The sequence below is a fragment of the Pseudoalteromonas sp. K222D genome, from assembly GCF_017653575.1.
Lineage (GTDB): Bacteria > Pseudomonadota > Gammaproteobacteria > Enterobacterales > Alteromonadaceae > Pseudoalteromonas > Pseudoalteromonas nigrifaciens.
The window spans coordinates 242,932-250,579 of sequence record NZ_JAGGDL010000002.1 but is presented as its reverse complement, the minus strand read 5'-3'; the positions used below and the strand labels follow the sequence as shown (position 1 = coordinate 250,579).

Here is a 7,648-nt window from a genome sequence, read left to right as displayed (position 1 = left end):
TTCATATAAATAGTGACCTGCTGATCAGTGATTCGTGTTCCCGGCACAGTGAACTCCTCCGTTCTGCTGTACCGAACCTTATCAGATCAACCGGCCAAGATAATTGTCGCTAGACCGGCCACCGTAATTGTCGCTTAATAATGAGTCCTGGGTTGTTAATTTTTAAATCAAAGTGGTAATCAATAATGCCGCCATCGCGATAAATGCCTGCGGGTGTTCCTGCAATATTTTTAATTCCTTGCATAACTAACGGTATTGAACCCGATGCAAGTAAGGCCTCTTTTAAATTATTTTGGGTAAGCGCTATTTTTTGTGTTTTAAAATTATAGCTGTCGGTAATTGATAAGTCGCTTGTTGCTGGGCCAAATATAAAACGCTCATATTGCGATCCTAAATATTTTCGGTTTACTCGATTAAGCATATAACTTTTTGATAAACCCATAAGCTGTAATAATTTATTTTCACTGGCTATAAATCCATTCGATTTTGCCACTATAAAATGTGCTTTAAATACGGGGTTATTTATAATTTCAGCCACGCCGTTATTGCCAAAAACATCTTCAAGCAGTGCGCGGGCTTTAGTGGTAATTTCAGCTGGTGTTGGTTTATTACTAGAGTATCTGGTTTGCGAATACGATGTGGCTAAACGTTCAATGGCTGCCACCGGATCATTTTGCGCAAAACACGCGGCACGAAATGCACCGGCCGAGGAGCCAATTAAATTAAGTGGTTGGCTATGGTTTTTAAAAAACTCACCAAATATATACTTGTCTAACCCAAACAAGGTAAACCATTTTGGCCCGCCGCTGGCACCTAAAAATGAGCTGAATAATTCGGGTTTAAACCCCTGTTCGTTTATTATTTTTGCAGCAGTTTTACCTGCGTAAATGTTGATCATCTAAAAATTTAGCCTATAAAATCTGTGTTTAATTGCGCTGCTTATTTCTATTTAATGGTATATATTTGTTAATTACCTTGTATATAACCAGGCTAAAAATAGAATAGTTATGCAAAAATAAAAACGATTTTATGCTGCCATAAAACCGTTTATTAATGCTAAAAGTGACTTAAAATACGTTAACTAGTCCCAAATGCCGGTTTCGCATTTACCCTGTACTTTTACATCATTTACTTTAAATTCGGGCTCTAAGCCTTTTTCGCGTTGCGTATGATAATCGCGAGTAACTGCTAATATTGTTGGGGTTAGCAATATAATAGCGATAACGTTAACCACTGTCATTAAACCTAAAGCAATATCGGCTAAATCCCATACTTGCTTTAATGTGGCCGACGCGCCCCACAACATCATTGATAAATAAAGCAAAGTATAAATACCACGGCCCATTTTGTTATCGAGTTTAAATAAGTGCAAGTTACTTTCTGCGTAAGCGTAGTTGGCTACTACAGACGTAAAGGCAAACAAGGTAATGGCGGCTGCTACAAAGTACACACCCCCTTGCGCTAAATGAGCGGTCATGGCGCTTTGCGTTAAACGTATACCTTCCATTTCGCCGCTTATGTCTATATCGGCAAGTAAAATAATAACCGCAGTACAACTACACAATACTATGGTGTCGAAAAACACCCCTAACATTTGAATGTAGCCCTGTGTTACCGGATGATTAGGCAGTGGGCTTGCACTGGCTGAAGCATGTGGCACACTGCCCGCGCCCGCTTCGTTTGAATAAAGGCCACGTTGAATACCATTTTTTATTGCTGCGCCCATCGCGCCTGCACCTGCTTCTTGCAGCCCAAATGCTGATAAAAATATATCTTTAAGCATAGCAGGCACTTGGGTGAAGTTTATTAAGGTAATAATAACTGCAACAAGCACAAACACTATGCCCATTACCGGTACTACGCGCTCAGCAAAGCGAGCGATTGCTTTAAAACCACCCACAATAATAGAGCCGGCTAACACAGTGATCACTAATCCAGAGTAAAAGGTTGGAATTTCGAAGGCAAAATTAAGTGCATCGGTAATGGTGTTGGTTTGCATGGCGCTAAAGGTAAAGCCGTAACCTAAAAATAAGCACAGTGCAAAAGTAATAGCGAAGGCTCGATTGCCTAATCCTTGTTGAATATAATACGCAGGGCCGCCTCTAAACTCGCCTTGGCTATCGCGCACTTTATATACTTGACCTAATACACTTTCGGCAAAGCCTGTGGCCATGCCTAATATGGCAATAACCCACATCCAAAAAATGGCACCACTACCACCTAATGATATAGCAACGGCAACACCTGCTAAGTTACCCGTGCCTACCCGCGCACATAAACCAGTACACAGCGCTTGAAATGATGATATGTCGCCTTTTTTACATTTGCTGCTGCCTTTTAGTAAACTAAACATATGTTTAAATTTAAGTATTTGAATGGCTTTTAAACGCACCGAAAACCAAATACCAGCAAACAATAAAATGTAAATGAGGACTTGGCCCTCTCCCCATAAAATACCATTTACACTTTTTACTACGGTATCGAACATTGCTAATTCCTTGTTATATTTCTTATTTAAATAGGCACTGCAAGCGACACAAATATACGTTATAAAATAATAAAGGCAGTAACACTGCCTTTATTATTTTATACATTTACTTTGTTGGTAAATGAATGCCAGCGATCATACACCTTACTGAGCCACCAGCAGATTCAATGGTAGGAATAGGTAAAGGCACCAATTTGGCACTTTTTTCTATTACCTTAATTTGCGCTGCAGTAAGTGCTTTAAAAGCCGTTGCTGATAACGCTAAAATCCGTCCGCTTTTGCCCTGTAACTCAATGGCATTGCCGCAAAAGTTATTAATTTGATCGCCCGATAACTCAATGACTTGATGATAGCTTTGCAATAAATGGCTTACTAGCTGCCTGCGCTGTTCGTTTGGCACCATGTCTAAGCCAATCATGGCAAACTCTGTAGCAACACACATTAATACATTGGTATGGTAAACCGCTGTGCCTTGCATATCGTAGGCATTAAAAACCACCGGGGTTAGCTTTAATTGCTCGCATACTGTGTTAACAACTGACTGTGTCGTTCGCTTTGATTCAACCGCATAAGCAAACTTATATTGATGATCAATAACCAGTGAACCAGTGCCTTCTAAGAATGAATTTTCTTTCGCTAAAAATGAATAATCAGTCACTGCAGACACTTTATATTGATCCGTTAAAAAATCAATAATATCTTTGCGATATTCTGCTCTTCTGCTTTGTGCGTACATTGGATAGGTTAGTATTTCGCCATTTTGGTGAGTAGTAAACCAATTATTAGGAAATACCGAGTCGGGCGTATCTTTATGCTGGTCTTCAAAAAGGTGAACGAGGATCCCTTCTTGCTTTAACACTTCTACTGCATTGGTTACTTCGTTATACGCATGTAAGCTTTGATCTGTTGTTAAACAGCTGCGTTGAAATGTGTTATCACGCATGGTTTGCGGGTTAGAAGTAAAATGATGTGGGCGAACCATCACAATACTATTTGGTGCTTGGTTTACCATACTTATGCCACACTCTCTTGCTGCGTATGCTCAGCGGTTAAAACTGAAAACAAATTACGCGGATCGGCTTGCTGGGTAATTAAATCAAGTAAGCTGTACTGCCCCGTTGCAATGAGCTGATCGCGAATAAATGCCAATGCCGTAAAATCTTCGCTAGCAAAGCCCACACCATCAAAAATAGTAAGTTGTTGCTGACTCTCACGCCCGCAAGCTTGTCCATTAATAACTTGATGAAACTCGGTTACAGCAAAATCAGCCCTCATTTGTTGAATTTCACCTTCAATACGTGTTTGTGGCTCGTACTCTACAAATACAGCGGCGCGCTCAAGCAGCTTTGTATCTAATTCTGTTTTACCTGGGCAGTCGCCACCAATAGCATTTATATGCACGCCTTGTGGGATCATCTCGCTGGTTAAAATTGTAGCGTTGGTTTTATCTGCAGTGCAGGTTGTTATTATGTGCGCACCTTTTACCGCCTCTGCAGCACTGTTACAAATAGTGACGTTTAAGCCATAGGCAGTGAGGTTATTAAAAGCTTTTTGCGACGCACTCGGGTCTATATCGTATAAATGAATATCAGTAATACCCAGTACACTTTTAAATGCCAACGCCTGAAACTCAGACTGCGCACCGTTACCAATTAGCGTTAGTGTGGTTGCATTTTTAGGGGCTAAATATTTTGCGACTAATGCTGAAGTGGCTGCAGTTCTGAGTGCGGTAAGTAGGCACATTTCGCTGATCATAATCGGATAGCCGCTATCTACATCGGCTAAAATTCCAAATGCAGCAACGGTTTGCAGTTCTCTAAAAGTATTTTTAGGATGCCCGTTTACATACTTACAGCTAAATAGTTCGCCGTCGCTCACTGGCATAAGCTCTATTACGCCCTCTGGTGAATGCGCTGCATAACGTGGGGATTTATCAAATTGCTGCCAACGAGTAAAGTCTGTTTCTAGTCGCTTTGTTAGCTGTTGTAAAACATTTTCTATGCCGAGTTTATTTATAAGCTTTGCCATTGTTTGTACGCTAATAAAAGGAACGCCTTGTTTTGGCTGTGCTATAAAATGCGTCATTAAAACCTCTATAAGTAAGTGTGTGCAATTATTTATAGACAGTTTATCGCTCTGGTGCGTCAGTTAAAATGGCAATTAATTATACAAATAGCATTGTTTTTTGTCATTTTGCTAGGCGGCAATGGTTAAATTTAGTATTTTGTTTAAAACTTACCTAAGGCTTAACCTATGACTCCCTATATTTATGACGCCCTCGACAAAGCATTAATAGCTGAACTTAGAAAAGACGGCCGCGCTTCTATTTCAACCTTAGCCACTACATTAAACGTGTCGCGGGGCACAGTACAAAATAGATTAGACAGATTACTTTCATCAGGGGCAATTTTAGGTTTTACCGTGCGTGTACATCAGCACATTGAAACCGAAGCAGTCAGAGCAATTATGATGGTAGAAGTGGTAGGTAAGTCGACCTCGCAAGTTATAAAAACGATGCGCGGTATTCCTGAGCTAACTAAATTGCACACCACTAACGGTGCATGGGATTTAGTAGCCGATATTCAAGCTGCTAACTTAAGTGAATTTGATGGGGTGCTTAGGCAAGTAAGGGAAATAGACGGTATTTTAAATAGCGAAACCAGTATTTTGCTTTCGTCTACTTAAAATAAAATGCTGGCGTGCATTACATACGCCAGCAAAGAGGTTATTTATTACCTCAATTCAATTGAGTAAATACCCCCCTTAATTTAGTTATATTTAGTTATAACAGTACTGCAATGCTTGATTATGGCTATGATCCCAAATTTGCGGGTTTTGCTCTGCTAAATAAGCACGCCCTGCCTGTAAACCAAGTTTGTGATCAAAACGTAAATCGTTATCTGAACTGCCAAGTAATTTGCTATGCAGTTTTTCGGTTGCAAAAATTTGTATAATTTCAACATCCTCTGGTGGGTTTGCAATAAACTCCAACTCTTCTTGGTATGCTTGTTCGTGCTGTAGTAAATAATCTATGGTTTTAGGACAATAGCCTGACGCGCACACAAATGCTCTTAGTTTATTTACCCATGCCGATTGTACTTGAAAGTTAATATCGACCGTGCGGATCACCACTATTTTACGTGCGCCTCGGTTATAGGCTTCACGTACAGGTAAAGGTGCTGCAAGGCCGCCATCTAAGTAAAAGTCGGCTACTGCTGGCTCTACTTGCTCTAAGGCAAGCTCGGCTTCGTTAGCTGCTAAAGTATTCATCCAAGGTGTTAGTTTTACACCTTGCTTATACAAAAATGGTAACGCACTTGATGCTTTTAATAGCTCACGCCATTGCTTGCTCTCGCCTGTAGGCGCTAAAAAGTACGGTTTGCGGTCTCGTGAGTTAGTTGCTGTAATAAGCAATTCACGATCCCCTAAGTTACTTTTGGCTGTTTTAAAATCTAAACTACGATTTACCTCTGTGGTTTTATCAAAGTACCAGTCTAAATCCATTATGTGCTTACCAATTAAACCACGGCCTAATTGAAAAAAGTTTTTATTACGCGACAACTCTCTGATCAAACGCTTTGCATAGCCTTTTTGCCTTGCTAAAAAACTAGTTAAGTTTTGCGAGCCCGCAGAAGTACCAATAAATAAATCAAATGGGTCGTAGTCTTGCTCTAACCACGCATCGAGTACACCGGCTGTAAATATACCTCGCTGTCCGCCACCTTCAGCAATCAGCGCAATTTTTGGCAGCGCTGCTTTATTAACTGAATTAGGGATTACATTATTTAGCGAGTTCACGGTGCACCTTCCTGTAAAAAGTAGAGTTATAGAGTTATAGAGTTATAACGTTTTGTGGTTTTAATTATAGCGGGTAAGTTATCACTATAAAATTTGATTAAATCTATTAGTTTAATCGCTTAAAGCGAATGCGGTAGGATAATTTATTTGCTGTTATTTGAGAGTAACTTAGATGAGCACCCAAAATACAGATTGATGTTGCCTATAAGCAAAACTAGTTTAGATTTCGCGTATAATATAGCAGGCGTAAGGTGTACGCCTGCTTAACTAAATGAAACTTAACGTTTTAATTCCATTAAAATTTCGATAGCTCTATGGCGTTTTTCGCTGTCGTATAAATCGTTGGTAAATATAAATTCATCAACGCCCAGCTCTTTTACTATCATTTCTAACTTGTGTCTTATACTTACATGCCCGCCTATTACACTTAAACTTAAAAAGTTTTCCACTTGTGCACGCTCTTGCTCGCTCCATAGGCCGTCCATAGAGTCAACAGGTGGTTGCAGCCATAATTCACTGCCACGCATTAGCGCAAGTACCCGCTGTTGCGAAGTGGTCGATAGGTATTGTGCTTCTTCGTCGGTATCGGCTGCTATCAGCGGTAACGCCAGCATTATGTATGGCTTATCAAGTACCTTTGAAGGTTTAAATTCACGCTTATACAACTCTATGGCATCGTACAAAAAGCGCGGAGCAAAGTGCCCTGCAAATACATACGGTAACCCTTTTTGCGCTGCAAGTTGCGCGCTAAATAAGCTTGAGCCTAATAACCAAATAGGTATATTGGTATCCTCACCGGGTATAGCCCGTATTGGGTGAGTGCCATTATAAGGCCCTAATAAGGTTTGCAGTTCGGTTACTTCTTGAGGGAAGCGCTCTGCTCGGCTCATGTCTGAATTTAAAGCTCTACTCGTAATAGGATCGCTTCCTGGTGCACGGCCAAGCCCTAAATCAATACGCCCTGGGTATAAGCTCTCTAATGTACCAAATTGTTCGGCTACAACTAATGGCGAGTGATTCGGCAGCATAATCCCCCCCGAGCCTACACGTATTCGATCGGTTTTACTGGCTATATGGCCCACTAAAATAGAGGTAGCTGCACATATAATGCCTGGCATATTATGGTGCTCTGCTAACCAAAAGCGATTAAAACCTAGTTCGTCAGCTCTTTGAGCGTACTTAGTACTTTTATGTAGTGTTTCGGATACCGTTGCCCCTTTGGGCATCGGGGCAAGCTCTAATAACGAAAAGGGAATATTAGATAACAAAATAGCAGCTCCTATAAATGGCATGCTTATGGTGTGCTATAACCACAAGCATAAAAACTAGAGATGGGTGTGCGTTACCTGTAATTCAAGATAC

6 protein-coding genes and 1 pseudogene are annotated in these 7,648 nt (G+C 40.6%); 1 reads left to right on the top strand and 6 read right to left on the bottom strand.

Annotated features, from left to right (window positions below):
• Window positions 1–136 precede the first annotated feature (136 nt).
• The 4 genes and pseudogenes from J5X91_RS02635 to J5X91_RS02620 all read right to left on the bottom strand — a co-directional run.
• Window positions 137–898, bottom strand: a pseudogene (locus tag J5X91_RS02635) (patatin-like phospholipase family protein); the annotation flags it as partial.
• A 183-nt stretch (window positions 899–1,081) separates the two neighbouring features.
• Window positions 1,082–2,488 carry an alanine/glycine:cation symporter family protein gene (locus J5X91_RS02630; RefSeq protein ID WP_011330168.1) on the bottom strand — a complete coding sequence of 469 codons (1,407 nt, stop codon included), beginning with the start codon at window positions 2,486–2,488 and terminating at the stop codon, window positions 1,082–1,084.
• A 106-nt stretch (window positions 2,489–2,594) separates the two neighbouring features.
• A complete protein-coding gene (locus J5X91_RS02625; protein ID WP_208834022.1) occupies window positions 2,595–3,506 on the bottom strand; it encodes an arginine deiminase-related protein in 912 nt (303 codons plus the stop codon).
• Complete coding sequence (locus J5X91_RS02620) at window positions 3,503–4,573, bottom strand: ornithine cyclodeaminase (RefSeq protein WP_208834016.1); 1,071 nt, start codon at window positions 4,571–4,573, stop codon at window positions 3,503–3,505. The genes J5X91_RS02625 and J5X91_RS02620 overlap by 4 nt, the downstream gene beginning before the upstream one ends.
• A gap of 168 nt (window positions 4,574–4,741) precedes the next feature.
• Between J5X91_RS02620 and J5X91_RS02615 the strand changes: the two genes are divergently transcribed.
• Complete coding sequence (locus J5X91_RS02615) at window positions 4,742–5,173, top strand: Lrp/AsnC family transcriptional regulator (RefSeq protein ID WP_208834015.1); 432 nt, start codon at window positions 4,742–4,744, stop codon at window positions 5,171–5,173.
• A gap of 93 nt (window positions 5,174–5,266) precedes the next feature.
• Here J5X91_RS02615 and J5X91_RS02610 read toward each other — a convergent pair whose 3' ends face one another.
• Both J5X91_RS02610 and J5X91_RS02605 read right to left on the bottom strand, forming a co-directional pair.
• Entirely contained in the window at window positions 5,267–6,286 is a 1,020-nt protein-coding gene (locus J5X91_RS02610; RefSeq protein ID WP_208834014.1) for a patatin family protein, read from the bottom strand.
• 278 nt (window positions 6,287–6,564) lie between these two features.
• A complete protein-coding gene (locus J5X91_RS02605) occupies window positions 6,565–7,554 on the bottom strand; it encodes an LLM class flavin-dependent oxidoreductase (protein ID WP_041455000.1) in 990 nt (329 codons plus the stop codon).
• Between the last annotated feature and the right edge of the window lie 94 nt (window positions 7,555–7,648).

Coding starts and splice junctions, on each gene's coding strand:
- J5X91_RS02615 (WP_208834015.1), top strand. CDS start 4,742: ATGACTCCCTATATTTATGACGCCCTCGACAAAGCATTAATAGCTGAA.
- J5X91_RS02620 (WP_208834016.1), bottom strand. CDS start 4,573: ATGACGCATTTTATAGCACAGCCAAAACAAGGCGTTCCTTTTATTAGC.
- J5X91_RS02630 (WP_011330168.1), bottom strand. CDS start 2,488: ATGTTCGATACCGTAGTAAAAAGTGTAAATGGTATTTTATGGGGAGAG.